19 protein-coding genes and 1 pseudogene are annotated in these 25,623 nt (G+C 68.9%); 6 read left to right on the top strand and 14 right to left on the bottom strand.

Annotation, left to right across the window (positions count from 1 at the left end):
• Positions 1–439: 439 nt before the first annotated feature.
• The 5 genes and pseudogenes from OTB16_RS18065 to OTB16_RS18045 all read right to left on the bottom strand — a co-directional run.
• A pseudogene (locus OTB16_RS18065) lies at positions 440–1,231 on the bottom strand (transketolase family protein); the annotation flags it as partial.
• 51 nt (positions 1,232–1,282) lie between these two features.
• Entirely contained in the window at positions 1,283–2,788 is a 1,506-nt protein-coding gene (araA, locus tag OTB16_RS18060) for an L-arabinose isomerase (protein ID WP_267721256.1), read from the bottom strand.
• 20 nt (positions 2,789–2,808) lie between these two features.
• Positions 2,809–3,474, bottom strand: coding sequence for an L-ribulose-5-phosphate 4-epimerase (locus tag OTB16_RS18055; RefSeq protein WP_267721255.1), 666 nt, complete (start codon positions 3,472–3,474; stop codon positions 2,809–2,811).
• Positions 3,475–5,151 (bottom strand): ribulokinase, encoded by a 1,677-nt coding sequence (gene araB / locus OTB16_RS18050; RefSeq protein ID WP_267721254.1) that lies wholly within the window; start codon positions 5,149–5,151, stop codon positions 3,475–3,477.
• Between the two features lie 152 nt (positions 5,152–5,303).
• Positions 5,304–6,341 (bottom strand): LacI family DNA-binding transcriptional regulator, encoded by a 1,038-nt coding sequence (locus OTB16_RS18045; RefSeq protein ID WP_267721253.1) that lies wholly within the window; start codon positions 6,339–6,341, stop codon positions 5,304–5,306.
• A 328-nt stretch (positions 6,342–6,669) separates the two neighbouring features.
• Here OTB16_RS18045 and OTB16_RS18040 point away from each other — a divergent pair, with 328 nt between their 5' ends.
• The 4 genes from OTB16_RS18040 to yjfF all read left to right on the top strand — a co-directional run bounded on the left by OTB16_RS18040 (position 6,670) and on the right by yjfF (position 11,261).
• Positions 6,670–7,644: an ABC transporter substrate-binding protein gene (locus OTB16_RS18040; RefSeq protein ID WP_267721252.1), complete on the top strand. Its 975-nt coding sequence runs from the start codon at positions 6,670–6,672 to the stop codon at positions 7,642–7,644.
• Between the two features lie 91 nt (positions 7,645–7,735).
• On the top strand, positions 7,736–9,283 hold the full coding sequence (locus OTB16_RS18035) for a sugar ABC transporter ATP-binding protein (protein ID WP_267721251.1): 1,548 nt from the start codon (positions 7,736–7,738) through the stop codon (positions 9,281–9,283).
• Positions 9,280–10,287: an ABC transporter permease gene (locus tag OTB16_RS18030; protein WP_267721250.1), complete on the top strand. Its 1,008-nt coding sequence runs from the start codon at positions 9,280–9,282 to the stop codon at positions 10,285–10,287. Before OTB16_RS18035 ends, OTB16_RS18030 begins: the two co-directional genes overlap by 4 nt.
• On the top strand, positions 10,284–11,261 hold the full coding sequence (gene yjfF / locus OTB16_RS18025) for a galactofuranose ABC transporter, permease protein YjfF (RefSeq protein WP_267721249.1): 978 nt from the start codon (positions 10,284–10,286) through the stop codon (positions 11,259–11,261). Before OTB16_RS18030 ends, yjfF begins: the two co-directional genes overlap by 4 nt.
• 362 nt (positions 11,262–11,623) lie before the next feature.
• On the opposite strand, the gene OTB16_RS18020 is transcribed toward yjfF, so the two are convergent.
• Positions 11,624–11,842: a WXG100 family type VII secretion target gene (locus OTB16_RS18020; protein ID WP_324290848.1), complete on the bottom strand. Its 219-nt coding sequence runs from the start codon at positions 11,840–11,842 to the stop codon at positions 11,624–11,626.
• A gap of 127 nt (positions 11,843–11,969) precedes the next feature.
• Between OTB16_RS18020 and OTB16_RS18015 the strand changes: the two genes are divergently transcribed.
• Entirely contained in the window at positions 11,970–12,092 is a 123-nt protein-coding gene (locus OTB16_RS18015) for a hypothetical protein (RefSeq protein ID WP_267721248.1), read from the top strand.
• 32 nt (positions 12,093–12,124) lie between these two features.
• Here OTB16_RS18015 and OTB16_RS18010 read toward each other — a convergent pair whose 3' ends face one another.
• The 5 genes from OTB16_RS18010 to OTB16_RS17990 all read right to left on the bottom strand — a co-directional run bounded on the left by OTB16_RS18010 (position 12,125) and on the right by OTB16_RS17990 (position 21,345).
• Positions 12,125–12,640: an IS3 family transposase gene (locus OTB16_RS18010; RefSeq protein ID WP_267721247.1), complete on the bottom strand. Its 516-nt coding sequence runs from the start codon at positions 12,638–12,640 to the stop codon at positions 12,125–12,127.
• 227 nt (positions 12,641–12,867) lie between these two features.
• The gene (locus OTB16_RS18005; protein ID WP_267721427.1) at positions 12,868–15,330 is read right to left on the bottom strand and encodes a glycoside hydrolase family 3 C-terminal domain-containing protein; all 2,463 of its coding nucleotides are present in this window, start codon (positions 15,328–15,330) and stop codon (positions 12,868–12,870) included.
• Between the two features lie 178 nt (positions 15,331–15,508).
• Entirely contained in the window at positions 15,509–16,594 is a 1,086-nt protein-coding gene (locus tag OTB16_RS18000) for a DUF1996 domain-containing protein (protein WP_267721246.1), read from the bottom strand.
• Between the two features lie 157 nt (positions 16,595–16,751).
• Entirely contained in the window at positions 16,752–18,929 is a 2,178-nt protein-coding gene (locus tag OTB16_RS17995) for a discoidin domain-containing protein (protein WP_267721245.1), read from the bottom strand.
• Positions 18,930–19,140: 211 nt separating this feature from the next.
• Positions 19,141–21,345: a discoidin domain-containing protein gene (locus tag OTB16_RS17990; RefSeq protein ID WP_267721244.1), complete on the bottom strand. Its 2,205-nt coding sequence runs from the start codon at positions 21,343–21,345 to the stop codon at positions 19,141–19,143.
• Positions 21,346–21,737: 392 nt separating this feature from the next.
• Between OTB16_RS17990 and OTB16_RS17985 the strand changes: the two genes are divergently transcribed.
• Entirely contained in the window at positions 21,738–22,757 is a 1,020-nt protein-coding gene (locus OTB16_RS17985) for a LacI family DNA-binding transcriptional regulator (RefSeq protein WP_267721426.1), read from the top strand.
• A gap of 26 nt (positions 22,758–22,783) precedes the next feature.
• On the opposite strand, the gene OTB16_RS17980 is transcribed toward OTB16_RS17985, so the two are convergent.
• From OTB16_RS17980 to OTB16_RS17970, 3 genes are all read right to left on the bottom strand, one after another.
• On the bottom strand, positions 22,784–23,497 hold the full coding sequence (locus tag OTB16_RS17980) for a nucleoside hydrolase (RefSeq protein ID WP_267721243.1): 714 nt from the start codon (positions 23,495–23,497) through the stop codon (positions 22,784–22,786).
• Complete coding sequence (locus OTB16_RS17975) at positions 23,487–24,089, bottom strand: NUDIX domain-containing protein (RefSeq protein WP_267721242.1); 603 nt, start codon at positions 24,087–24,089, stop codon at positions 23,487–23,489. The genes OTB16_RS17980 and OTB16_RS17975 overlap by 11 nt, the downstream gene beginning before the upstream one ends.
• A 170-nt stretch (positions 24,090–24,259) precedes the next feature.
• Entirely contained in the window at positions 24,260–25,615 is a 1,356-nt protein-coding gene (locus OTB16_RS17970) for a GH1 family beta-glucosidase (protein WP_267721241.1), read from the bottom strand.
• Positions 25,616–25,623 lie beyond the last annotated feature (8 nt).

Raw genomic sequence — 25,623 nt, 5'->3', positions numbered from 1 at the left:
GCGCGCCAGGTACCTGCATGACGCGATCCACTACGACCGGCCGTCGGCCGCGCCGCCTTTCCGTAGCGGCATGAGGCCCACGTGCCGCGAGCCACGCCCTAACGTCGCAGGTCCTACGCTGACGCTGGCCAGGATCGCAGTCGATCGGCGATGTCGTACGCGTTCAGGCGCAGCGCCCGGATGTTGATGATCAACAACTCGTATGTGGTGTCGATTCGCCGGAGGCTTCCAGGTACGCGACGGCAACACCGTAGCCGTACGCCTCGTTGCGGGTGGGGAGGCGGAGCAGCAGTACGCACTCTTCCAGGAACACGGTACCCGTCAGACGAGGTCCGAATCGGCCTGGTCCAGGCGGGGGTGTTCACCCGGTGCCGGGCCGCCATGCCCACGAGGACGGAGAGATCGTTGACGGTGAGGTCGGCGCGCAGGATGTCTTCCTGGCGGGCCAGGCGATGATCGAGCGGGCGGCGATGAAGGACGGGCGGCCGGTCTCGGCCTTGGCTGCCTGGAGCGCGGCGAACAGTGCCTTCGGGTCGAGGTCGCCGTTCTCCTGCTGCTCGACGCGCTGCACGTGCCAGCCGTACGCCTCGTAACGCTTGAGGGTGTCCTCGGAGACGGCCGTCTCGGTGTCGCCCTCGATGGAGATGTGGTTGTCGTCCCACAGCAGCACCAGGTTGCCGAGCTTCTGGTGGCCGGCCAGCGCGGACGCCTCGTGGGAGAGGCCCTCCTGGAGGCAGCCGTCGCCCGCGACCGCGTAGATCATGTGGTCGAACGGGGAGGAGCCCTGCGGGGCTTGCGGGTCGAACAGGCCGCGCTCGTAGCGGGCGGCCATGGCCATGCCCACCGCGTTGGCGATGCCCTGGCCCAGCGGGCCGGTGGTGGTCTCGACGCCCTTGGTGTGCCCGTACTCCGGGTGGCCGGGGGTCTTGGAGCCCCAGGTGCGGAACGCCTCGAGGTCCTCCAGCTCCAGCCCGAACCCGCCGAGGTACAGCTGGGTGTACAGGGTGAGGGACGAGTGCCCCGCGGAGAGCACGAAGCGGTCGCGGCCGACCCACTCGGGGTCCGACGGGTCGTGCCGCATCACCTTCTGGAAGAGGGTGTACGCGGCGGGGGCCAGGCTCATCGCCGTACCGGGGTGTCCGTTCCCGACCTTCTGGACCGCGTCAGCGGCCAGGATCCGGGCGGTGTCGACAGCACGCTGGGCGGCAGTCCCTGTGGGACCGCCGCCCAGTCGTTTCCGCGCCGTCCATCCGGCATGAGCGCAGCACTGTGTGAATCCTGATCAGAACCCTCGAGCAAGCCGGTAATACGCCTGGTTCCAGCGCAGGCGGTCGTCGAAGTCTTCCGGGCTGGTGCGATCGCCGATCGTCACGAGTTCGGTGCCGGTCATGCGTGCGAAGTCGCGCAGAGCTCCCGTTCCGGCCGTCGTGAGGACCGTGTGATGAGGGCCTCCGGCGATCAGCCAGCACTCCGCCGAGGCCGAAAGCGACGGTCGCGGCTGCCAGACCGCCCGTGCGACAGGGAGATGCGGAAGCGGCTCGTCGGGCACCACGACATCGATCTCGTTGGCCACCAGGCGGAACCGATCGCCGAGGTCCGCCAGTCCGATGACCGTCGCCGGCCCCGCAGCGGCGTCGAAGACGAGCCGTACGGGGTCCTCGCGGCCGCCGATGGACAGGGGATGGATCTCGCACGAGGGGCGGTCTGCGGCTATGGAGGGGCAGACCTCCAGCATGTGCGCGCCGAGGACCTTCGCCTCGCCGGGGCCGAAGTGGTAGGTGTAGTCCTCCATGAAGGACGACCGGGGGTTGATCGCCTTGACCGCGGCGAGCAGGGCGGCGGTCTTCCAGTCCCCCTCGCCGCCGAAACCGTATCCGTCCGCCATGAGGCGCTGGACGGCCAGTCCGGGCAGCTGGCGCAATCCGCCCAGGTCCTGGAAGTTGGTGGTGAAGGCCCCGAATCCGTTGGCGTCGAGGAACTGGCGCAAGCCGGCTTCGATACGGGCGGCGTAGCGGAGGGATGCGTGGCGGGCGCCTCCGTGGGCCAGTTCGGGTGTCAGGTGATAGATGTCGGCGTACTCGACGACGAGCTGGTCCACGTCCTTGTCCGACACGGCATCGACGACTTCGACCAGGTCGTTGACGCCGTAGGTGTTGACGCTGACCCCGAAGCGCAGCTCGGCTTCGACCTTGTCGCCCTCGGTCACCGCGACCTCGCGCATGTTGTCACCGAAGCGGGCCAGCCGCAGGTGGCGCATGCGGTGGTGGCCCATCGCCGCTCGGGCCCAGTCATCGATCCGCTGGACCACGGCGGGGTCGGACACGTGCCCTACGACTGTTTTCCGGGCGAGGCCCATGCGGGTCTGTATGTAGCCGAACTCCCTGTCCCCATGGGCTGCTTGATTGAGGTTCATGAAGTCCATGTCGATGGACGACCACGGGAGTTCCCGGTTGAGTTGGGTGTGCAGGTGCAGCAGGGGCTTGCGCAGCGAATCCAGACCCGTGATCCACATCTTGGCGGGGGAGAACGTGTGCATCCAGGCGATCACCCCCACGCACGCGGGATCCGTATTGGCCGCTTCCAGGGTCTGACGGATGGCCGAGGTGTCCGTCAGTACCGGTTGGCGCACGATGTCCGCACTGATACGGCCTGAGTCGGCGAGCATCTGCTGGATCTTGTGGGACTGGTCCGCCACCTGCGCCAGTGTCTGTGGACCGTAGAGATGTTGACTTCCCGTCAGGAACCAGATCTGCGACCTGGTGGTGGGAGTGGAAGCCGTGGAAGTCATGGATGTCCCCCCTCGTGGGCTCACTGCCCGTAGACGTTCTGGTAGCGCTCGTAGAGCCGGTCCACTGCGGAAGCCTCGATCGAGGACGGCGGGGTCCCGAGCTGGTGGGCGAAGTGGACGGTGCGGGCGACGTCCTCGACCATCACCGCGGCCTTCACGGCCGAGCGGGCGTCACGGCCGACGGTGAACGGGCCGTGGTTGCGCATGAGGACGGCCGGCGAGCGGCTGGTGCGCAAGGTTTCGACGATGCCCCGGCCGATGGAATCGTCGCCTATGAGAGCGAAGGGGCCGACGGGTATCTCACCGCCGAACTCGTCCGCGATCATGGTGAGGACACAGGGAATGGGTTCGCCCTTGGCGGCCCACGCCGTGGCGTAGGGGGAGTGGGTGTGCACCACTCCGCCCACTTCGGGCATGTGCCGGTACACGTAGGCGTGGGCGGCGGTGTCGGAGGACGGGGCGAGGTCTCCCTCGACGAGTTCGCCGTGGAGATCGGTGACCACCATCGACTCTGGTCCCAGGTCGTCGTAGGAGACCCCCGAAGGCTTGATGACCATGAGGTCTTCTCCGGGAACCCGTGCGGAGACGTTGCCCGCGGTCCAGATCACCAGTTCGTAGCGCGTGAGTTCGCGGTGCAGATCGGCCACGGTGCGCCGGAGCCGCGCGACCGTCTCGCTGAGCGCCATCTACTTGTCCTTTCTGTCGGAGGCGATGCGGCGCATCGCGCGAAGACGGTGCATGACGTTCGTGCCGCCTCGGCCGAAGTGGTCGTGAAGTGCCGAGTACTCGGCGAACAGGAGGTCGTACGCCTCCACGCCGCGAGGGTCCGGTCGGTACACGGCGCGATCGACGGAGCCCATCGCCGCGGCCGCGGCACGGATGTCTTCGTACGCCCCGGCCGCGACCGCCGCGTGCAGTGCCGATCCCAGCGCCGGGCCCTGCCGGGAACCGATCACGGACAGCGGCAGGTTCAGGACGTCCGCGTAGATCTGCATCAGCAGCGGATTGCGCATCAGGCCGCCGGCGATGATCAGTTCGGTGACGGGAACACCAGCTGTGGTGAACGCGTCCACGATGACGCGGGTGCCGAAGGCGGTGGCCTCCAGCAGTGCGCGGTAGACGTCTTCAGCGCGGGTCGACAACGTCTGGCCCACGACCAGGCCGGACAGCTCGTGGTCGACGAGGACCGACCGGTTGCCGCTGTGCCAGTCCAGTGCGACCAGACCGTGTTCGCCGACAGCCTGGGCGGAAGCCAGATCGGTCAGCAGCTCGTGGACGGACAGACCGCGTTCACGAGCGCGTTCGTGGTAGGCGGGCGGGACCTGGTTGTCGACGTACCAGGCGAAGATGTCACCGACTCCGCTCTGGCCGGCCTCGTAGCCCCACAGTCCCGGCACGATGCCCCCGTCGACCACCCCGCACATGCCGGGCACCTCGCGCAGCTCGTCACTGCTCATCACGTGGCAGGTCGAGGTGCCCATGATGGCCACCATCTGGCCCGGCTCGACGGCGCCTGCCGCAGGCGCCGTCACGTGGGCGTCCACGTTGCCGACCGAGACGGCTATTCCCTCGGGAAGCCCGGTCCAGGCCGCGGCCTCGGCGCTCAAGGTGCCGGCCTTGTCGCCCAGGGCGCCGATGGGCTGATCGAGCTTGGTCGCCACGAAGTCGGCGAACGCCGGGTTGAGCTCCGCCAGGAAGTCTTCCGCGGGGTAGCCGCCCTGCTGGTGGATGCCCTTGTAGCCGGCGCTGCAGGCGTTGCGTACGTACTGACCGGTGAGCTGCCAGACGATCCAGTCCGCCGCCTCGACCCATCGGTCCATGGCGGCGTACACATCGGGTGCTTCCTCCAGCATGTGCAGGGCCTTCGCGAACTCCCATTCCGAGGAGATCAGGCCTCCGTAGCGCCGCAGCCACTTCTCGCCGCGACGGCGCGCCAACTCGTTGATCCGGTCAGCCTGTGGCTGGGCCGCGTGGTGTCGCCAGAGCTTCGCGTAGGCGTGAGGGGCATCGGCGAACGCGGGAAGCGCGCAGAGAGGGGTGCCTTCGTCCGTCGTCGGCACCATGGTGCAGGCGGTGAAGTCCGTGCCGATCCCGATCACACGTGCCGGATCCACGCCCGCGTCCGCGATCGCCGCCGGTACCGCGGTGCGCAGTGCGTCGATGTAGTCCTGGGGTACCTGCAGAGCCCAGTCCGGCGGGAGGGGAGCGCCGGTCGTCGGCAGTACCCGGTCGAGTACGCCGTGCTCGTAGGCGTGCGTTCCCGTCCCCAACTCCGCACCGTCACGCACGCGCACCACGATGGCGCGGCCGGAGAGGGTGCCGAAGTCCACGCCGACGACGAGCGCCTCTGATTCGTCTTGCATTGGGCTCCACCTCTTGAGATCAGCGCTCCGGTGACCGTCTAAGTGAGCGCTAACAATCCAGATTATGCTTGACCTAACTCTGTTCCTGGTTAAGCCAGTGCGAGCGTGAACAATTTCGGATCCACATCCAGCCGGGGGTCCCGTCCGGGACCTCAGTTCGCCGGGGGTGCCACGCTCTGCCTCTGAATGAGGGTCGGTGTGAGGATCCGCTGCGCGGGGTCCGTGTCGCCCGTCGAGATGCGGGAGAGCAGCAGGCTCAGCGTTTCGGTGGCCACGGCGTCGAAGTCGGGGCGCACGGTGGTCAGTGGGGTCGAGAAGTAGGCGGATTCGGGAACGTCGTCGAAGCCGACGAGGCTCACCTCGTGCGGGACCGACCGGCCGCGTTCCGTCATGGCGCGCAGGATGCCGAGGGCGAGATGGTCGTTCGCCGCGAAGATTGCTGTCACATCGGGCATCCGGGACAGCATCTGCCCCGCGCGGTATCCCGAAGCGGCGCTCCAGTCGGCCGGGCTGACCGGGGGCACTTCGGCATCGGCCTCCTGCAGGGCCTTCTGCCACCCGCGGATTCGCCCGGCCGCATCGAACCAGTCGACCGGGCCGGAGACGTGCCACACGGTGTCGTGCCCGGCGTCGAGCAGGTGGCGGGTGGCGGCGAAGGCGCCGGCTTCCTGGTCCACCGTCACCAGTGCGCCGCCCCGCTTCGGGTCGCCGTCCACGGTGACCAGAGGAAGGTCGGCCGGCACCTCGGCGAGTGCTTCGTCGGCGGATGCGGTGGGAGCGATGACGACGATGCCGGCCACGCGCTGGTCCCGGTGGTGCTCCACCGCCGCCGCGATCGACGACCGGTCCAGCACGCGCACGCGGCGCACGCTCACCGTGAAGCCCTGTGCCGCAGCCGCCAGTTCGAAGGCGGCGAGCAGCGATGTGGGTCCGTAAAGCGTGGAGTTCTGCGCCACCACGCCGATCAGCTGTGAGCGTCCGGTCACGAGCGCCCGGGCAGCGCGGTTGGGCCGGTAGCCGAGCTCCTCGATGGCGGCGCGCACGCGCAGCCGTGTCTGCTCCCGAACGTTCGGGTGTCCGTTGAGGACGCGGGAGACCGTTTGATGGGACACGCCGGCGAGGCGAGCGACGTCCGTCATCGCCGGATCGCGCGTCGCACCGACGGTCGCTGAGGTGTCCTCCACCCGCATCTCCTTGACTTCGTATGGCGGCCTGTCTCGTCACCTGCCGGTGATCACCAGGCTGGGTCGGTAGACGATATCCAGGCTACGCGGCGAACGGACGAGGTGACCCCGGGTGGCAGGTGTGCAGCCCGGGAATCGGGCGGGTCAATCCTGGTGGGCGGGGTTGATATTAGCGCTAACATAGCTCACTTCCTCTGGCGCCACAACGGTACTAAATCACTGTGTTCCAAGGGTTGACGGGCATGTTGTTAGCGCTCACTCTGAACGCCCAGTAGGACCTGTCACGCGACCTCGCCGCACCGAGCGGGCGCAGTTGACCACCGGAGGAGTACCAGTGCTCAAGAAGATCACCACGACCGCCACCGCGCTCCTGCTGGCCACCTTGACCGCGTGTGGTTCGGCGGATTCGGGAGCGTCGGGAGACGCCGGAGGCAAGACGGACAAGATCACGATGGGCTTCGCGCAGGTGGGCGCCGAGAGTGGCTGGCGGACCGCCAACACCACGTCCGTCCAGCGGTCGGCGGCGACCGCGGGCGTAGAGCTGAAGTTCTCCGATGCTCAGCAGAAGCAGGAGAACCAGATCAAGGCCATCCGCTCGTACATCCAGCAGAAGGTCGACGTCATCGCCTTCAGCCCCGTGGTGGAGACCGGCTGGGACGCGGTCCTCCTGGAAGCCAAGCGCGCCAAGATCCCCGTGATCCTGACCGACCGCGCCGTCGACTCCAAGGACGACTCGCTCTACGAGACCTTCCTCGGATCCGACTTCGTCCTGGAGGGCGAGAAGGCCGGCAAGTGGCTCACGGAGAACAGCCAGGGCCCGGTCAACGTCGTCGAACTGCAGGGCACGACCGGCGCGGCGCCCGCCATCGACAGGAAGAAGGGGTTCGAGAAGGCGGTGGCCGCCCGGCAGGACATCAAGATCGTGGCCACCCAGAGCGGAGACTTCACGCGCGCGGGCGGCAAGCAGGTCATGGAGGCCTTGCTCCGCTCCACGGCCGACGTCGATGTCGTCTACGCACACAACGACGACATGGGACTCGGCGCCATAGAAGCGATCAAGGCCGCCGGTAAGACGCCCGGCAAGGACATCAAGATCATCACCGTCGACGCGGTCAAGGCCGGCATGGAGGCCCTCGCCGTGGGCGAGATCAACTACATCGTCGAGTGCAACCCGCTGCTCGGCGACCAGCTGATGGACTTGGCGAAGAAGGTCATCGCGGGCGAAGAGGTGCCGAAGCGCGTCGTCACCGAGGAGACCACCTTCACGCCCGAGCAGGCGAAGGCCGCCCTGCCCACGCGTCAGTACTGATCCGTACTGACGCGAGCCGCACCCCCCGCCCCGTCCGTCTTGCGACCCCTCCGGGGCGGGGGTTGTACCTCCACCGACGAAAGCACTGGTCATGACCGATCCCACAGCGTGCCACAGCAGCCCAGTGGTACAGATGCGCGGCATCAGCGTCGAATTCCCTGGTGTCAAAGCGCTTTCCGATGTCGACTTCCGCCTCCTGCCCGGCGAAGTCCACGCACTCATGGGCGAGAACGGCGCGGGTAAGTCCACGCTCATCAAGGCTCTCACCGGCGTTCACTCCCCGACCACGGGCGTCATCCACCTGAGCGGCGAACGCGTGACCTTCACGGCTCCCGGGCAGGCCCAAGCGGCAGGCATCAGCACCGTCTACCAAGAAGTGAACCTCTGCACCAATCTCTCCGTGGCGGAAAACATCATGCTGGGCCGCGAGCCGCGCCGCCTGGGCGGGATCGACGGCCGCGCCACCCGCGCCGAGGCTGCCGGACTGCTCGCCCGCATCGGCCTGACCATCGACCCCGCCTCGATCCTCGCCAGCCACCCGATCGCCGTCCAGCAGCTGGTCGCGATCGCCCGCGCCCTCGCGGTGGAAGCGCAGGTCCTGGTTCTGGACGAGCCGACCTCCAGCCTCGACGCAGAGGAGGTCGAGGAACTCTTCAGGATCATGCGCGTGCTCCGCGCCGAGGGCGTCGCCATCCTGTTCGTGTCCCACTTCCTCGACCAGGTCTACGAGATCGCCGACCGCATGACCGTGCTGCGCAACGGCGCTCTCATCGGCGAGTACCTGCCCGCCGAGCTTTCCCGGATCGAGCTCGTCTCCGCCATGCTGGGCCGCGAACTCGGCACCCTGCACGAAGTCCAGCGCCGGTCCGACGCACGTCACCCCCGTGCGGAACCCGTCCTGGTGGCCAGCGGCCTGGGCCGCACCGGAGCCATCGAACCCTTCGATCTGGACATACGGGCCGGCGAGGTCGTGGGTCTGGCCGGACTGCTCGGTTCGGGACGCACGGAACTCGCGCGCCTGCTGTTCGGGGCAGACCGAGCCGACACCGGAACCCTCACCGTCAACGGTCAATCCGGCCGCCCCCGAGGACCGCGGTCGGCGATCGCCCAGGGAATCGCCTTCTGTTCCGAGGACCGCAAGGCCGAGGGAGTGGTCGCCGACCTGACCGTGCGAGACAACCTGGTGCTGGCCATGCAGGCCGCGCGGGGCTGGGCACGCCCCGTTCCGCGGCGCACGGCCGAGGCGGTGGTCGCCGAGTACATCGAGAAGCTCGACATCCGCCCCGCCGACCCGGAGGCGATCATGAGCACCCTGTCCGGCGGCAACCAGCAGAAGGTGCTGCTCGCACGGTGGCTGATCACGCGCCCCCGGCTGCTCATCCTCGACGAGCCCACCCGCGGCATCGACGTCGGAGCCAAGGCGCAGATCCAGAAAGTGGTGGCCGATCTGGCCGCCGAAGGCATGGCGGTGCTGTTCATCTCCGCCGAACTGGAGGAGGTGGTGCGCGTGTCCGACCGGGTCGTCGTCCTGCGCGACCGGCGCAAGGTGGCAGAACTCACCGGTGACGACGTGTCCGTCGATCACGTGATGTCCGTCTTCGCCGCCCCCCACGCCCACACCGGCGCGGTGGCCTCATGATGCGCTCACGCCTGCTCTGGCCCCTGGTCGCGCTGGCCGCCCTCCTCGTACTGAACGTCGCCGTCACCCCCTCGTTCCTGGAACTGCGCATCCAGGACGGGCACCTCTTCGGCAGCACCGTCGACATCCTCCGCAACGGAGCACCGACGGTACTCATCGCCGTCGGCATGACCCTGGTCGTCGCCACCCGCGGCATCGACCTGTCGGTGGGAGCCGTGGCCGCGATCGCAGGCTCCATCGCGTGCACCTACATCGCGGGCGGCGGCAGCGCCGTCACCGCGGTCCTGCTGGCCCTGAGCGTGTGCGTCCTCCTCGGCCTGTGGAACGGATTCCTCGTCTCCGTCCTCGGCATCCAGCCGATCATCGCGACCCTGGTGCTGATGACGGCCGGCCGCGGCGGCGCCATGCTCCTGACCGAGGGCCAGATCATCACCGTCAAGAGCTCGCTGTACCGCGAGATCGGCGCCGGCTTCCTGATCCTGCCCATCGCCATTCTGATCAGCCTCGCCGTTCTGGTCGCAGTCGCGCTGCTGACCCGCCGCACCGCCCTCGGCATGCTCATCGAGGCGGTGGGCGTGAACCCCATGGCGAGCAGGCTCGCCGGCGTGCACTCCCGCACCATCATCTGGACGGTGTACGTCTTCGCCGCCCTGTGCGCCGGCGTGGCCGGCCTGATGATCAGTTCCAACGTCAGCGCCGCCGACGCGAACAACGCCGGCCTGTGGATCGAGATGGACGCGATCCTCGCGGTGGTCATTGGCGGAACGTCACTGGCCGGGGGACGCTACTCCCTGGCGGGAACTCTCCTCGGAGCGCTGGTGATCCAGACGCTGACCACCACCGTATACACCATCGGAGTTCCGGCCAACGTCACTCTGGTGTTCAAGGCGCTCGTAGTGATCGCCGTATGCCTGCTCCAGTCACCTCGGACAGCGCAACTCCTTCAGAAGCGGCGCAAGTCCCCCCGTTCCACGTCCCGTTCCCCGGAGGTGGCCGCCGGATGAGCACCTTGGCTCTTTCGCCCACACGTCTTCCCCAGCGGTTCCTTCCCGTGATGGCCACCTTCGTGGTCTTCGTGATCACTTTCGGAGTCGGTTCGTTCCGCTACGAGGGCTTCGCATCCGGGCAGGTCGTCGCGAACCTCTTCGTCGACAACTCGTTCCTGATCGTCCTCGCGGTCGGAATGACCTTCGTGATCCTCACGGGGGGCATCGATCTGTCCGTGGGCGCCGTGGCCGCACTGTCGACGATGATCGCGGCAGCCGCTCTGGACGCCGGATGGCCGCCCTTGCTCGCAGTCCTCGCGGTGCTGGCCACCGGCACCGGCCTCGGCCTGCTCATGGGCCTGGTCATCCACCACTTCGACGTCCAGCCCTTCATCGTCACGCTGGCCGGCATGTTCCTGGCCCGCGGACTGTGCTTCCTCATCAGCGTGGAGTCGGTGTCGATCGACGATCCCTCCTTCCGCGACCTCGCGACCGGAACCATCGCGCTGCCCGGCGGCGTCACCCTCACCTACAGCGTGCTCATCGCCCTGGCCGTCGTACTGGCGGCCGTGTACGTCCTCCACCTGACCCGCTTCGGCCGAACGGTCTACGCGATCGGCGGCAGCGAGTCCTCGGCGCGTCTGATGGGCCTGGCCACGACCAGGGCCAAGGTGGGCGTCTACATGGTCAGCGGCTTCTGCTCCGCGCTGGGCGGCTTGCTGTTCAGCCTGTACATGCTCTCCGGCTACGGCCTGCACGGCGTCGGCATGGAACTGGACGTCATCGCTGCCGTCGTGATCGGCGGAACCCTCCTCGCAGGGGGATCCGGCTACGTTGCCGGCTCGGTCGCCGGAGTACTCGTCCTCGGCACGGTGCAGACGCTCATCTCCTTCGAGGGCACGCTCAGCTCGTGGTGGACCAAGATCGTCATCGGTGTGCTCCTGCTCGCCTTCATCGCGCTCCAGCGACTCGTCGTACGACGACGGCCATGAGCCGCCAACCGCTCCCCGTCCGAGAGGCGCGCCGATCCCGAGAGCCTGCCTCCCGAGCGCCTGCCTCCTGACCGCCTGCCTCCCGAGTGCCCGCCTCCCGATGGCCGGCCTGCTCCTCGCCCGAGGAGCGGGCCGGGGCCGGATAGTGGCATTCGGGCCAACCCCAACCGCGAGTGTCGCCGCCGTCGACGAAGACGCCCCCGCGGCCCGCGGGCCTCCTCGTCATGCCTTCGGTAGGAGAAGACACAGTGACTCCCCGCATGCAACCGGCGCCCGTGGCGGACGACGCTCCCCGCGCCACCCCCCGCTCGGAGCCCTTCGGCACCCTGCCCGACGGCACCGTGGTAGACCGCTGGACGCTGTCATCGGGTGGAATGCCGGATCCGCACGGCGTCCTCGGCCGCGGCCCGGTGCAGGGCGCGGTACGCCGTGGCCGTGGGCCCCTGCCAGCCCGCCGCGATGCTGTCGACCACCCGGTCCATGTCCCGGATCTGCCGCTCCAGATGACCCTGCATCTGGTCCAGATCGTCAGCGATCTTGGTGAGGCCGTCCTCTGAGACCTCGAGATCGCCGTCCCACATGTCCACCCCTCTTCGGCGCTGTCGCATTAAATACGTACGTGGGCCTAAGAGTTTCGCAGGTCAGCAAGGAGGTCACATGCGTACGCGCACTCATGTTCCAGCTCTTCCCTCGGAGTGCACTGGATCCATGATCCCGGACCCCGCCCGCAGCCCCGGCGCGTTCGTCGCGCCGCTCGTCTCCGCCTTATTGACGTTGCCGGCCGTCGCGTTCTCCTTCGTCGGACTGTCCCCGATGACCTGCGACTCCTGAGGGGACACGGCGAGCGACCGGTTCAACGCCTCCTACGACCTCGCCTTCCCGGTGCGCGCATGCACCGCTTCGTGGCGCCGTGGCTGCCCCACGACCGCACGCCGCGCGAAATACAGCAGGCCTACTACGCGATCGCCTCGATGATCGCGGCCCAGCCCCGACCCACGCCGGGCAGCCGGACCGCCGGCGACGAGGACGATGATGCGACGGGAGAAGGTGTCGACGACGAAGGCGACGTACACGGTGCCGGCCCAAGCAGCCACGTGCGTGAAGTCGGCCCTCCAGGTCCGGTTCGGCGCCGGGGCGACGAAGTCGCGGTCGAGGCGGTCCGGAGCCCGTGCCACGGACGGATCCGGGATCGTGGTGATCACCTTCTTGCCGCGGACGGCGCCGGTGATGCCGGTCTCGCGGATGAGGCGTTCGATGGTGCAGCGGGCCACCTCATGGCCTTGCCGGTTCAGCGCCCGCCAGATCTTCCTCGCCCCGTAGACGCGGTAGTTGTCCTTGAACACCTGGTGGATCAGAGGCTTGAGTTCCTCGTCGCGCACGGCCTGAGTCGACCTGGTCCTGCCAGACCCACTTGTGCAGCGTCTCGGTCGAGCCGATGCCGAGCTTCTCGGCCACGCCTCTGATCGCGGCCGACTCGTTCGGATAGTCACTGCGGAGCTCGGCGACCATGCGGATCGCTCGTTTACGCAGCTCAGGGGATAGGGGGAAGGGCGAGCCATAACTCGATCCTTTCACTGAATCGAGTCTCCAACGAACCCGGAACGGTTCAGCCACCCGTCCTCCCGACCCTCGTGTCACTCGGTCCCCGAAGGGGCAGAACCCCTCTCCACACCAGGTCGTCGGCTGAGCGGCCCACCATGATCTGGTAGGTCCCGGGCTCCGTGATCCAGGCCTTCTCGGCTTCGGACCAGTACCGCAGCGCGTGCGCCGGGACCTCCACGACGGCGGTCACCGAAGCGCCGGGTTCCGCGTGTACCGCGGCGTAGCCGGCGAACCAGCGGACGGGCCGCTCGATGGTGGATTCCGGACGGGCGAGGTACACCTGCACGACCTCACGGCCGGGCCGGCTGCCCGTGTTGCGTACCTGTACGCGGACCGTGAACGGGGAGCCTTCCACCGCTTCGTCCGGGGCCTGGACCGTCTCGTACTCCCAGCTGGTGTAGCCGAGGCCGTGGCCGAACCAGTAGGCGGGTTCCTTTCCGGTGAGGAGCCAGCCCCGGTGCCCGATGTGGATGCCATCGTCGTAGGTGAGCCGGCCGCCGACAGGCTGTGCGTGGGTGACGGGTGCGTCGGCCAAGGCGGCTGCCCAGGTGGTGGGGAGGCGGCCGCCGGGCTCGGCATCTCCGAACAGGACGTCGGCGAGCCCGGATCCGGCCTCCTGTCCGGGGAACCAGGTGAGCAGTACCGCGCCCACCTCCTCGCGCCAGGGCAGCTCGACCGGGCCGCCGCTGTTGACCACGGCGATCGTCCGCCGGTTGACAGCTGCCACGGCGCGGACCAGCGCGTCCTGGTGGCCGCCCAGGGAGAGGTCGATGCGGTCGTGGCCCTCGGCCTCGGTGTGCTCGGTGGTACCGACGACCACGATCACGGCGTCCGCGTCGCGGGCGGCCCGTACCGCTTCCGCGAGCGCGGCCCCCGCCTCGGGCTCCGGCGGCGCCGCCGCGACGATCGTGGCGCGCCCGGCTCCGGGGACCAGCTCACGCCGAGCCGTCAGAAGAACGGGCTCCGTCGTGTCAACCGTCGCCCGCACCGTGTGGCGGGGCGGGTTCACATGGACGATGGCCGGGTCGTCCGTGGTGCACGGGAACTCGCCGTCCCACACGGTCCGGTCGCCGAGGGTGAGGCTCATGCGGCCGAAGCCGGCGATGGCGAAGGTCCATTCCCCTGTCGTCGGCGGCCGCATGAGCGCGCTGATCTCCACGGTCCGTGCGGAGGGACCCACGGGCGGCTCAAGCTGTGTCCCCGACAGCCGGTGCTCCGCGTGGAGTTCCTGGCCCGCCTCGTCCAGCAAGCGCAGCAGCACACCCGGCTCCCCTGACCGCGGGTCGCTGCACCAGCGGGTGCCGAGAGGCGCAGGGGGAATGCCCAGTCCCGGACCCGGTACGTGCACGACCTGGGCCAGGCCGTTCAGCCGGGCGCGGATCCCTTCGAGGGGGGTGACCACGCGCGAGGGGAAGACGCCCGCGCTGCCGCCGCCCTGCACCCGGGGGGAGTGGGCGTGCACGCCGATGACGGCGACCTTGGACAAGGAGGACGGGGCGAGCGGGAGCACCTCGTGGTTGCTCAGCAGTACGGATCCTGCGGCCACGGTGCGGCGCAGTAGCGTCCGCGTCTCCTCCGGCCTGACCGCCGGGATCCGCGGGCCCGGGTTCGATCCGAGTGCCCCCACGCGTCCGGCCAGCCGGAGCAGGCGCCGCACCTTCTCGTCGATGCCCGACTCGGGGACGTGGCCGTCCTTCACGGCTTGGACGAGGGACTCTCCCCACGGGCCCTGCGGTCCCGGCATCGCCAGGTCGAGTGCGGCGAGCGCCGGTTCCCGGGTCGAACGCAGGGCGCCCCAGTCGGACACCACCACCCCGTCGAAGCCCCAATCACCTGTGAGCGGTTCGGCGAGCAGTGGGTTGGCGGTCATGGTCGTGCCGTTCACGCCGTTGTAGCCGGCCATCACCAGCCACACGCCCGCCTCGACAGCGGCCTCGAACGGTGCCAGGTAGACCTCCCGCAGCACCCGCTCGGAAGCTCGCACGTCCACGTGCATTCGCCCCGTCTCGGAGTCGTTGGCCACGTAGTGCTTGGCCGTGGCCGCTACCCCCGCCGCCTGAATGCCCCGGATCAGCGCAGCGCCCGTACGGCCCGTCAGTACGGGGTCCTCCGAGAAGCATTCGAAGTGCCGGCCGCCCAGGGGAGTGCGATGCAGGTTGAGCGTGGGCGCCAGGACGACGTCCACGCCCTTGCGGACCGCTTCGGAAGCGAGCAGACCCCCCAGCTCCTCGGTCAAGTCCTCGTCCCACAGCGCGCCGATCGCGGAGGCGGAGGGAAGCAGCGCCGAGGTGTGCCGCTCATCCCAGGCCTCGCCTCGCACCCCGGCTGGCCCGTCGGAGGTCACCATCTCGCCTAGGCCGATGGCCGGTTCGCCGGCCGTCCGCCACGTCGTGGCTCCGGACAGCAGTCGTACCTTCCGTACGAGATCGATCTTCTCCAGCAGTCGATCGAGCATGTCCTCGCCCATCCCCGCCCCCTTCACGTCATCCGCTCCTCACATACGGGAGAGCGCTCTCCCTAGCTTTGGTGTGTGCCGTCCCCAGCGTCAAGCCCCCCTGAGGGCGCGTCTTCGACCAAGAGAGAAGGCCCCGCCCGCCCCGTTGTTCAGACGGGGCGGGCCGGGCCGGTACGGAGGGCCGACTGGGTCAGGGCAGCCGGTACTCCGCGTTCAGTACCGCGCCGCGGTCGGGGTGGTTCTGGTCGTAGCCGCGCGGGTCGCATTGCAAGCCGCCCACGATGCAGTGGTCGACCATGGCCTTGAGAGTGCGTTCTTCCCAGGCGTTGAAGAAGTCGTAGTGGAAGGAGTAGCCGCGGCCGCTGGCGAGGCGGACCTGGCTCATGTCGCCGTTGACGGGGAAGGCCATCTTGAACTCGACCATCGGCAGGGCGACGGGATGGGAGGCCGGGCACATGTTGTCGTTGGTGCCGGGTTTGACGACCGGGTAGGCCATGTGGCTCTGGTGGTCGGGGGTGTCGAGGTACTTGCCGTCCCAGCAACTGGGAGCCTGAAACCGGATGTTGAGCTGGACGTCAGGTCGGCTGGGGCAGCTCGTCGGGATGTCGCTGTTGAAGAAGCTGTCGCCGCATTCCCAGCCCTCGACGAAGCCCTTGTGGTTGCGGAACTGCTGGGCGGTCTGCAGCGGGTTGCCGACCACGAACCGCAGACCCTTGGGGAAGGGACGCACGCTGGTGTAGTCGGTGACGCCGGCCTTGTAGTAGATCACCTGCGGTCCGATGGGCAGGATCTTCTGGTCGCCCTTGTACAGCGAGGGCATCCAGTACGCGGAGGCGTCGGCGGGCGCCTTGCACGCGGTCGCGCCTCCGTACAGCGAATCGGTGGTGCTGTTCGCGTTGGTGGAGGCGTTGCCCATGAACGTGTGATCGTGGGACCGGCCGGGCTGGCCCGGGTAGACGATCGGGTCGTCCGGCGCGGTGTGCGTGACCGAACAGTTGGCCTGGAACTCGTGGAAGTAGGCGGGCGGCGGTGTCCTGTCGGACGGGGTGACGCCGGTGACCTGCGGGACTGCGGGGATGTAGCCGTCCCCGTCGGCGTCGTCACCCGACGCCTGGGTGGATGCGGCCATGGAATGACCGGTGTGGATGCTCGCGGCCGACGAGGGGGAGGTGCTGCCCGGATCCGCCGCCGTGGCGATCGCGCCGACGCCCAGGACGCTGGTGACGAGGGCGGAGCCGATGAGAAGCCCGCTGAGCCGTTTGGAAGTCAGTCTCATGAAGATCTCCTGCCGGATGGGAGAAGAGGAGTGGCGGGAGGGGCTCCCTCCCGCCACCCATGCGACCGGCCGCTCGGCGCGGCCGGCGCAGCACCGCGGTGGCACGCCCGCCGCGGTCAGCGGACCGGTCTCGGTCACGCCGTCATGGGGTGGTGGATCAGCTGTAGATCCCGAACTCGTGGAGGGAGTAGCCCCAGCCGGTGCCTCGGGCGGTCAGGTTCAGCCGTACGTGCCGGGCCGTCGCCGACACGGCGACCGTGTCGATGTCACCGTTGCCGGTCGTCGTGGTGTGAACCGTGCGCCAACTGGTGCCGTCATCGGAGACCTGCACTGCGTAGGACTTGGCGTAGGCGGGGTCCCAGACCAGCTGCAGCTTGCGGATCGCGGTGGGAGCACCGAGGTCGACGCTGATCCACTGGGGGTCGCTCCAGTCGCTGGCCCAGCGGGTGCCGGTGTTGCCGTCGGTGGCGTTGCTTGCGGGGCAGGGGCAGTCGCCGTAGGACGCCTGCGAGGAGGAGGCGGTGGCGGGCTTGTTCAGGGCGATGTTGGTGCCGCTCACGGGCGGGGCGACGACCTTGACGGACTTGGTCTCGATGCCCGCGTTGCCACGGCCGTCCTCAGCCTGGATGTACACCTTCCAGACGCCGAGCTTCTCGGGAGCGGTGACCGCGAAGGTCCCGTTGCCCGTGGAGCGCCACTGCGCCTCGACCAGGCGCTTGTCGCCGTTGGCGTAGTTGCCGCTGAGGAAGATCTTGTACGTCAGCGGGTCGTTCTGCGGGTCGCTGACGTTGGCGCTGACGGTGAACTCGCCGCCGGCCGGAGCCTGCGAGGCCTGGTTGACGACCATGTTGCTGATGACCGGCGGAGTGTTGTCGCCCGCCGTCGATCCGGCGTAGGCCTTCTTCACCGCGTAGTACGACAGTCGCTTGAGGCCGTCGGGCAGCAGGTTGAACCAGATGCCGCCGAAGTCGTGCTCGATGCCGTAGTGGAACATGGTGGCACCCAGGGCCACGCCCTGGTGGCCGGTGATGCAGTTCCACGCCGTGGTGTAGCCCTCGGCGGTCTGGACGTCGGTCTTCTGCTCGGGGATGCCGTTGGCGTCGTTCGGCACCTCCCACTCGCCGGCCGGTCCCGTCTCGGTGATGATGTAGGGCTTGTTGTAACCGCCGTCGACCCAGTCCTGGCGCACGCCGCAGATGTCGCCGTAGGCGTTCATCGAGTACAGGTCGAGGTCCGGGGCGTTGCGCTTGTAATACGGCCACGCGCCCGTCCAGGCGTCGGTCGAGGTGACCGGGTGGTCCGGGTCGATGGTGTGGATCCGCTTGGCGACGTCGTTCACGAATGTGGTGTAGGCGTTGCGCTGTGCTTCCAGTTCGGTGCCGCTGTAGCAGTTCTGCAGGCCGAGGACGGATTCGTTGCCGACGTTCCACATGAGCGTGGCCGGGTGCGACTTGTAGGTGTCCACCCACTTCGCGAACTCCGTGAGCATGGTGCTCTTGTACGCGGTGTCGGTCACGTAGTTGACGCAGCCGCCGGAGCCGGGGCCGCCGCCGGGCTGCAGCCAGAACCCGTTGATGACCCGTACGCCGTTCGCCGCGGCCGTGTCGAGCAGGGACTTGCTCGAGGCGTCCGTGCCCCAGGTGCGGATGGTGTTGACGCCCATGGACTTCACGTCGGGCATGTACTTCGGGGCGTCGGCGAAGGACGGGCCCCAGGTCAGTCCCTTGACGGTGTACGGCTGTCCGCCGACGGTCAGCTGCCAGTTGCCCTGGGATCCGGCCACGCGCACGGCGCCGCCGGGGCCCGGGGGTTCGTCCTGGGCCGATCCGTAGACCTGGAACTCCCACAGCGAGTAGCCGTAGCCGCCGGAGCGGACCAGGCCGTTCATCCGCACGTGACGGCCGCTGCCGGAGATGGCGATCTCATCGGTGCCGCCGTCGCTTCCGGTGACGGATTTGGCGGTGCGCCAGTTCGTTCCGTCGTCCGAGACCTGGATCTCGTAGTTCTTGCCGAACGCGCCCTCCCAGGTGAGGACGACGCGGCTGAGGTTGCGGACGGCTCCGAGGTCGACCTGTATCCACTCGGCGTCGCGCCACTGGCTGGCCCAGCGGGTGCCGGTGAGGTTCCCGTCGACCGCGGCGGACGCGGCGTAGGCCTCACCCTCGCTCGAGGAGGCGGTGGCCGGCTTCCCCTGGGAGAGCAGGGACTCCGCGGCGACCGCGGTGGGTGCACCGGCCAGCGCGAGCGAAGACGCGAGCAGCGCTCCGAGCGTGAGGAGGGCCGCCGCGCCGCGTGTGCGGCGGGGTGGGGTGCTGGTGGAGGGGGGATGGAACATTGCGGCTCCTGGTGTCAATGACGGTGGGATGACCGGCCGTCCCGCGGGGGCGACTTCCCCGCGGGACGGCTCGGGCCTCGTTCGGGCCGGGGAGGCGGCCTGGTCGCGAGGTGTTGGTGGCCCCCGGGCGCGGCGGCAGGGCGGAAACCGGGCCCGGGGGAGTCGGGGCCGGCTCCGATGGGTGAGCGGAGCCGGTGGGGAGGGGGTGGACTCAGGGGAAGGAGACCACGGTGGACGGAACGGTCGAGGTGCCGGCCGGGACGGTGGACGGCCCGGTGTCGTTGATGACGTGGGCGTAGTGACCGTTGCCGCCGAGTGAGACGGTGAGCAGGCTGTGGAACTTCACTCCCGGCTTGACCGGGGCTCGGAATCCGTGGTCCTGGATGATCGTCGGATCGACGTTGTAGTTGCTGTAGGAACCCAGGCCCCAGGCTTCGTGGATGTTGACGGAGTCGTCCACCCGGTAGGCGGCGTATCCGCGGGTGCTGCCGTTCTGGATGGCTGCCTGGTTGGGGGCGTCGTACGCCTTCTCGTTCTGGTAGAAGACCGTGCGGCCGCGCTCGCCGTACCAGTCGACGTCGTACTTGTTGAAGTGCTCGACGAACAAGCCGGTGGCCAGGACGTCGTCGCCGTTGACGCGGACGCCGTAGTCGGCTCGGTTGGTCTCCCAGCCCACTCCCTCACCGTGGTCGGCGCGCCAGACCCAGGTGTGGTCGATGACGGTGTCGTCGCTGTTCACGACCATGCTGGTGGTGGCCTTGCCCGCGCCGGCGCCACCGACGCGGATGTAGACGTCCTGCACGGTGGTGGGGTTGGCGGCGTGGTCGGCGGAGGAGTTCTGCGGTCCGAGCTCCAGCAGGGTCGGGGAGTTGACCGGTCCGGCGTCGATCAGGAAGCCGGCGAGGCGGACGCCGTCGACGTCCGCGACCTTCATTGCGGTGACGCCGTTGTCCGGGATGATCGTGGCGAGGCCGAGGCCGAGCACGATGGTGTTCGCGCGGTTCACGTTGATGGTCTGGTCGACGTGGTAAACGCCGGGCGTGAACAGCAGGTGCAGGCCCTGAGCCAGCGCCTGGTTGATCGTGGCGGCGGTGGTGCCGGGCTTGACCACGTAGAACTGGCTGAGCGGGACGGACTCGCCCTGCGGGGTGCCGTTGGCCCAGCTGGTGCCGCGGGCGTTCACGCGCTTGGCCGGCGCGAACACCTTGTACTGGGTGCCGTCGATATAGAGATAGGGCTTCTCGCGGGAGATGGGCGTGGTGTCGAGCGTGGTGTAACGGGGCTCGGGGAAAGCGTTGGCCGGAGCGCCCTCGACGCCCGAGAAGGTCTGGTTCCACACGCTGTTGGACCAGCCGCCGATGGAGCTGTCCCGGGTGTACCACTGCTGCTGCGAGTAGTTGCCGACCTGGCCGTCGACCTTGGAGTCGGCGATATAGCCACCGCTGGCCCAGCCGTAGCCGTTCGGCGCCAGGTTGAGCCCGCCCTTGACGTGCATGCGGCGGAAGGAGGACGCCTGCGAGACCGCCCACCGGTTGGTGCCGCTGACTGGGTTGACGGTCAGACCCTCCGCACCGCGCCAGAAGTTCTGGGTCGCGTTGCCGTTGAACCAGCCCGCGTCGACCGTCACGTCACCGTTGATGGTGGTGTCGCCCGGGCGCAGGCCGAGACCGGCGATCTGGGTGTAGAAGCCGACCTGCGCGTTGAGGTTGTCGTACGTACCGGGCTTGAAGAGGAAGGCGTGCCGGCCGGAACCGAACTGCGCCGACTCCTGCTCCCGGAAGACCCGGTCCAGCTCGGCCTGGATGCCGGGGGTGGACGGATCCACGACGTGCACGTTCGGGCCGAGGTCGCCGCCGCCCGGCAGAACGGGGCCCGTGCCTCCGCCGTTGGCGCCGAACACCTGGAATTCCCACAGCGAGTAGCCGTATCCGGTGGCGCGGGTGACGCCCTGCATCCGGACGTAGCGGGCGCTGCCCGTCACGTTCACGGTCTCGGTGCCGCCGGCGCCGGTGGTCGTGGAGTGGGCCGTGGTCCAGTTGGTGCCGTCGGTCGACAGTTCGATCCGGTAGGCCTTGGCGTATGCGGCCTCCCAGCGCAGGACGACCTTGCCGAGTTCGGCCGTGGCTCCGAGGTCGACCTGCAGCCACTGGGCGTCGGAGGCGGCGCTGGCCCACCGGGAGCCGGTGTCGCCGTCCACGGCGTCGGTGGCCGGGGTGCCGTAGTGCTCCTGGCTGGAGGCCGTGACCCCCTTGCCCTGGGAGAGCAGTTCCGGCTCGGCCGGTGCGGCGGGGGCCGGAGGTGCCAGCGCGAGCAGGGTGCCGAAGAGGGCGGTGGTGACGACCCCGGCGATCCCCCTTCGGGTTACGGCCGGACGACGTCTGCGTGGCGATGCATCGACGGATATGCCAGTAGGCATGGGTGCTCCTTAACGAACCTGAAACGGGAGAGCGCTCTCCAGACCTTGCCCGTCAGTCGATCGACCGGTCAAGGACCTCGACACTCTTTTCTTTCATCTTTCATTAAGTTCCGAGGTGGGAGGGGGTGGACACGTGGGACACAGGCAGCGGGCCGCCCGAGGCCCGAGTGGTCCCCGTGTGTGTACCTCTCACGGCCCGTCACCGCCCCTCCACAGAGGGAGAGTTCGGGTCCGGGGTTGGTCCAGCGGAGGACGGCTGGTGATCCCGTACGGCGGACATCCGGTCATCCGGACACGGACACGGACCCGCTCCCGATGCCCGGGGTGGGCTCGGCCGCGGCGTCCCGCGGGGCCGGACCACCGTGACCAGGCGGCGCGTTAGGGTTCTGGGCATGAGCAAACGAGGCCCGACGCTGGAGGACGTGGCGCGCGAGGCGGGTGTGTCCCGGGCGACGGTGTCGCGGGTGGTCAACGGGACCCGCAACGTGGATCCCGACATTCAGGAACTCGTCCGTCACGCGGTCGAGCAGACGGGGTACAGGCCGAACCGGGCCGCCCGGTCCTTGGTGACCCAGCGGACCGAAACGGTTGCGCTGATCATCTCCGGCGCCGGGGACACCTTCGCCTCGCGCGTCTTCGCCGACCCGTTCTTCGGGCGGGTGGTCAGCGGGGCAGTGGGGTACCTGCGGGCGCACGCGATGCACCCGGTCATCCTGGTCGCCGAGTCCGAGGTCGCCAGAGAGCAGGCAGTGGACTACCTGGGTCAGGGTGCCGCAGACGGCGCGCTGGTGGTGTCGATCCAGGCCGGCGATCCCCTGCCCGCGATGCTCGTCGCCGCACGGATTCCCGTGGTGCTCTTCGCCCGTCCTGACCCCGAGCAGGCAGTCAGCTACGTCGATCTCGCCCACGCCGACGGAAGCCGGCTGGCCGCCGAACACCTCCTGGCCCGCGGCTGCCGGCGGATCGCGACGATCTCCGCACCCCAGTCGATCCCGGCCGCCAAGGACCGGCTCGACGGGTTCCGTGCGGCTCTGGCCTCGGCGGGGATTTCCGAGGTTCCGGTGGCCGAGGGAACGTTCACGGTGGACAGCGGCGCGGCGGCCATGACGCAGCTGCTGATCGAGCATCCGGACGTGGACGGAGTGTTCGCCGCGAACGACCTGATGGCCCAGGGCGCTTGCCAGGTCCTGCGCGAACAGGGCAAGCGAGTACCTCAGGACGTTGCTGTCATCGGCTTCGACGACTCGAGCGTCGCTGCGACGTGCCGCCCCGCGTTGACCACGGTTCGCCAGCCCGTCGAGAAGATGGCCGCGGAGATGGCACGCCTCTTGGCGGAACACATTCAGGGCACTCGCACGGAACCCGCCTCGATCGTCTTCGAGGCCGAACTGGTGATACGCGATTCGGCCTGAACCATTTCGCCTGGCCCGACGTCTCCTTACCTGATGTCCTTGAGCCGGGACACGAGTTCCGGCCACGCTTCGTAGTCCGAGTAGTCGCTGCCGCAACGGTGCAGCGAGAGTTCCTCTGCCGTGACGTCGATGCGTCCGCCGTTGGCCTCCCACCCCGCCGACAAACACTCCTGCAGGGCTTCGGGGTCGGCGAACGCATTGAACTCGGCGCACTCCGTGACGTTTCCGCTCCTGATGGATCCACCGGCGATCCACAGGCGGTGCCGCGCCACTCCCGAGGCCCCCAGTCCGCGCAGGGCCCGGGCGATGTTCGTGAGGGGGCCGATACCGAGGACGTCGGAGCCCTCGGACCGGGTCAGGGCTGCGGCGAGCACAGCGGGAGCCGACCCGTCCGCGACATCGGCGTCCCAGAAGCCGTCGTTGTCCGTACGCAGCGCCGCCACGTACGTGGCCGCGGGCAGAGCTGCCACGATCCCGCGCACCTCCTCTCGGACGGGGGTGTGCCACCACAGGGGCTTTTCGCATCCGTGGACGACGTCGACGTCGAGGAGGTGATCACGGGTCAGCGTGCGCGCGTGTTCCGTGGAGATGGCGGCGGTGGTGTTCCCGAACACTGTGGTGATCAGGTGAGGGACGCGTGGCAGGGCGAAGAGGTAGTGGAGCGCTAGGGCGTCGTCGTTGATTCCCAGCGTGTCGGTGTCGACGATCAGATCGCGTTCGGTGTCCTGCTCAGAACTCAACGGGGGCTCCCGAGATCATCCAGTGCCGGAGCGCTTGCGCGTAGCCCCGGCCTTCGTTTTCGAGGAGGGCTACGGCGTCCTGTGGTCGCAGCACGCTGACGGAGGTGACCTGCTCGGCGCCGGCGGGGTTCGTGGGGGGACCGGCGAGCTCCCCTTCGACCGCCCCCCACAGCCAGGCCTTCAAAGGGAAGGGGGCGTGGGGCCTGTAGGGGACGCGGTGGTAGGAGACGCCGCTGTGTGCGGCGAACCAGTGAGGTCGCCCCTTCATGAGGAACCCCGCTTCTTCGACTAGCTCGCGGCTCATGCACTCGTCGACCGACTCGCCTTCCTCCCTGGTTCCACCGGGGAGGAAGGCCGTGCCGTCGGCGAGCCGACAGACCACGACACCGTGCCCCGCAAGGGGGATGGCCCGAACGCTTTGGACCAGTTCGTCCGGTGGCCGTTGGTCGGTGAACCTGACGATGGCCGGGCGGCGAAGAAGGGAACCGTCGGAAAGGTGAACGCCCTCCGCGCCCACCTCCCCTTCGACCCGGTATGGGCTGACCAGATCTTCGAGTACCACCGCTTCGAGCACCCGGACTACAGCCGCCACGAGTCGGCACGCAACAACCCGAAGTGGCGCCCCTGAGCGGGTCAACGGGGCCCCGCGGCGCCCCGGGAAACGGCCGGACGCTCGGCTGGGTGTCCCAGCCGAGCGTTCTGCGTGGGTGGGGACGGCCAACCGTGCCTCGGGGTGAAAACCGGACCGGGTTCGGCCGCCGGTTACGCGTGGAGCTGACGGTGGCTGCGGACGATGTCCGCGTAGCGGCGGCCGCTGGTCTTCACGGTGCGGTGCTGGGTGGCGTAGTCGACGTGGACGAGGCCGAAGCGCTTGTCGTAGCCGTAGGCCCACTCGAAGTTGTCCAGCAGGGACCAGGCGTAGTAGCCGGCCAGCGGTGCGCCCTGGCGGACGGCGCGAGCACAGGCCGCCAGGTGCTGCTCGAGGTAGGCGGTGCGCTCGGGGTCGTCGACCGCGCCGTCGGGGCCGACGGTGTCGGGGAACGCGGAGCCGTTCTCGGTGACGTAGAGCTTGCGCACGCCGTAGTCGTTGGTGAGGCGCAGCAGCAGGGATTCGATGCCGGTGGCGTCGATCTGCCAGTCCAGTCCGGTGCGCGGTACGTCCGGGAGGCGGACTTCGCGGGCGAAGGGGACCGGGCCCGTGGCGTCGTTGGCGACGGTCGCGGGGAAGTAGTAGTTGAGGCCGTGCCAGTCGAGGGGGGCGGCGATAGTGTCCAGGTCGCCGGGGCGCTCGGGCAGTTCCACGCCGTACAGGGCCTGCATGTCGGTGGGGAAGCCGCGTCCGTAGACCGGGTCGAGCCACCAGCGGTTGGTGTGTCCGTCCATGCGGGCGGCGGCGGCAAGATCCTCGGGGTGGTTCGTGGCGGGCACCACCGTGGAGTGGTTGGTGACGAGGCCGATCTGCGCGCCGGGTGCTGCGGCACGGAGGGCCTGGGTGGCCAGGCCGTGGCCCAGCAGGAGGTGGTAGGAGGCGCGGACGGCGGCGGTCAGGTCGGTCAGGCCGGGGGCCATGCGTCCTTCGAGGTGGCCGATCCAGCCCGAGCAGAGCGGTTCGTTGAGGGTGGCCCAATGGGTGACGCGGTCGCCGAGCCGTTCCGCGACGGCGGAGGTGTAGGTGGCGAGGTGTTCGGCGGTCTCGCGGACGGTCCAGCCGCCGCGGTCCTGCAGGGCCTGGGGAAGGTCCCAGTGGTAGAGGGTCACAGAGGGGGTGATGCCGGCTTCCAGGAGCCCGTCGATCACCTTGTCATAGAAGTCGAGGCCGCGGGCGTTGACCGGCCCGGAACCGTCGGGAACGATGCGCGGCCAGGCGATCGACATGCGGTAGGCGTTGGTGCCGAGCTGCTTCATGAGGGCGATGTCCTGCGGCCAGCGGTGGTAGTGGTCGCAGGCTTCGTCACCGGTGTCGCCGTTGTCGACCTTGCCGGGGGTGTGGGAGAACGCGTCCCAGATGGAGGGGCCGCGGCCGTCCTCCTTGACGGCTCCTTCTATCTGGTAAGCGGAGGTGGCCGTGCCCCAGGCGAAGTCCTGGGGGAAGGCGCCGAGGTCGATGGAATCGGACACAGCAAGCC

Source organism: Streptomyces antarcticus, assembly GCF_026627255.1.
Classification (GTDB): Bacteria; Actinomycetota; Actinomycetes; order Streptomycetales; family Streptomycetaceae; genus Streptomyces; species Streptomyces antarcticus.
This window is presented reverse-complemented; position numbering and strand designations above follow the sequence as displayed.